General features: G+C 66.6%; 2 protein-coding genes. One reads left to right on the top strand and one right to left on the bottom strand.

Annotated features, from left to right (window positions below; all coding sequences use genetic code 11):
- Nucleotides 1-198: 198 nt before the first annotated feature.
- On the bottom strand, nucleotides 199-843 hold the full coding sequence (locus QMX78_RS21215) for a histidine phosphatase family protein (protein ID WP_282273399.1): 645 nt from the start codon (nucleotides 841-843) through the stop codon (nucleotides 199-201).
- A 298-nt stretch (nucleotides 844-1,141) separates the two neighbouring features.
- Here QMX78_RS21215 and QMX78_RS21210 point away from each other — a divergent pair, with 298 nt between their 5' ends.
- Nucleotides 1,142-2,014 carry a type II toxin-antitoxin system RelE/ParE family toxin gene (locus tag QMX78_RS21210; protein ID WP_282273397.1) on the top strand — a complete coding sequence of 291 codons (873 nt, stop codon included), beginning with the start codon at nucleotides 1,142-1,144 and terminating at the stop codon, nucleotides 2,012-2,014.
- The last annotated feature ends 68 nt before the right edge of the window (nucleotides 2,015-2,082 follow it).

Here is a 2,082-nt window from a genome sequence, read left to right as displayed (position 1 = left end):
TTGCCGGCATGTCATGGCGGGGCTGTGTAGTGCCGACCCAGGCTCGGCAGGAGGCCGCACCGGGAGAACCTCAGCCGAGCATGGCTCGGCTCTACAGGCGCGGAGCCACGGCTGCGTCAGCCAGCGAAGAGCCAACCCCTCCCCGACCCTCCCCTTCACTACGTGAAAGGGAGGGGGCAACGGCAGCCCTGCTGTGCCTTACAGCGCGCGGTGCTTGGCTTCGCCGAAGAACGGGGTGTGGTGGGCGCAGTCGTTCAGGCGCACCACTTCCAGGTGCTCGACATCCGGGCCTTCCAGCAGGTTCAGCGTGGTCGGGGCCTGGCGGAAGCTCCACAGCTTGGAGATCGGCAGACCCAGGATCCGGCACAGGATCACTCGATTGACCGCGTCATGAGCGACCACCAGCAAAGTGTCGTCGTCCCCCAGGCCTTCGGCGGCGGCGGTCAGGCCGCGCCAGCTGCGGTCCAGCACCTGCCGCAGCGACTCACCACCGGGCATCAGCACGGTATCGGGTTCCTCGCGCCAGGCGCGCAGGCGCGCCGGGTCTTTTTCATCGATCTCGCTGGCGAGCAAGCCTTCCCACTCACCGTGGGCGATTTCCTGCAGATCCGGCTCGGTCAGCAACATGGATTCGCGTGCGCTGCCCAATGCGGCCTTGGCGGTGGCCTGCGCACGGCTCAGCGGTGAGGCCACGGCGCGGGTGATCTGCACATCGGCCAACCGCTCACCCAGGGCTTTTGCCTGGGCCTCACCCACCGGCGAGAGGGGAATGTCGATCTGGCCCTGGTAGCGGCCTTCGGCGTTCCACGGCGTTTCGCCGTGACGGGCAAGCAGGATGCGCATGCAGCTGTTTCCATTGTGATGGGGGTCCCCGCCAGCTGTCCGCGGCGGGAGGGGCATCATAGCCCGGCCATGCGCCGATACCGTCCACGGTTACCTTCGATACGGATACGGCACCAGCACCTGACCCTGCTGTACCCACGGCTTGCCGAAGCCGCAAGACCAGACCGCCCCCATACCCGGCAACAGCACCGACGGCACGGTTGCGCGCCGGGCGCAGGCGTTACCATGCCGGTTCCCTATCGGTGGCACGGCGTGACTTCCGCACGAGGGCAGCAACTTCAAGGCCCCAGAACGCGGCATGACCAACACCCCCAGTTCTCCCAAGCAGTTCAAACTCAAGCTCTGGCATGAACGTCGCGACCGCTGGATCGCGGTGCTGGTCACAGCTGTGCTGCATGTGCTGATGTTGTTGCTCCTGCTGTACTCCAATCCGCCAGTGGTTTCCTCGCCGCAGGGCTCCTCCGGCGGCGGCCGCACCAAGGTCGATTTCGTCGGCGAGGCACCGCCGTCCACGGAGCAGAGCAAGGTGCCGCCAAAGGACAAGCCCAACAAGACCACGCGTTCACAACCCAAGCCGACCACGCAGCGACGCAGCGAGGAACGCAAACCGGTGCCGGAAGCCCGCTATATCGAACCGCCGAGCGAGCCGGAGCAGGAGGAAACCAAGACCCAGGAACTGGCCCAGACCCCGGCCGCGCCCGCAGCGGCAGCCAGCCCGTCGGAAACCGTGCCGAGGCGTCCGCAGACCTGGACAGGACGCCCGCCCGGCTCGCTGGACAGGACCACCGCGCCGGACGACTACGGTCGCTCCGCCGGTCAGGGCAATGACAGCGGCAGGAGCGTGGACAAGAGTGCCGGCGCACCAGCCATGGAAGTCGGCGGCTACCAGATCATCTATGACCTGCTCAGTGAGGAAAAACTGCGCGCGTGGATGGATGGCGCCAAGGAGGTCAATGGCAAGAAGGAATTGTCGATTCCGCTGCCCGGCACCACGTATTTGATGGTCTGCCCCGCCGAGGTCGCGCTGCGCCGTGGCTCCAGCAAGTGCCGCATGCTGCAGGCCGGTTCACCCGAGCTGCAGGACATCGGCGACGCGCGTCAGTTCGTCATCGTGATGTACGTCTATCGCTACGGCGAACTGCTGTGGCGCGGCCCCGGGCCGTACCGCTGAGCCGGAGCGTAGTGCCGAGCCATGCTCGGCAGAGGTTTTCCCGGTAGAGCCCTTGCCGAGCATGGCTC

The organism is Stenotrophomonas sp. PS02298 (assembly GCF_029959445.1).
Taxonomy (GTDB): domain Bacteria; phylum Pseudomonadota; class Gammaproteobacteria; order Xanthomonadales; family Xanthomonadaceae; genus Stenotrophomonas.
Note: the sequence above shows the minus strand (reverse complement) of the source record. Positions and strands in the feature narration are given on the sequence as shown.

What these genes read in the sequence shown, in the direction of transcription:
- QMX78_RS21215 (WP_282273399.1), bottom strand. Translation starts at nt 843, where the DNA reads ATGCGCATCCTGCTTGCCCGTCACGGCGAAACGCCGTGGAACGCCGAA.
- QMX78_RS21210 (WP_282273397.1), top strand. Translation starts at nt 1,142, where the DNA reads ATGACCAACACCCCCAGTTCTCCCAAGCAGTTCAAACTCAAGCTCTGG.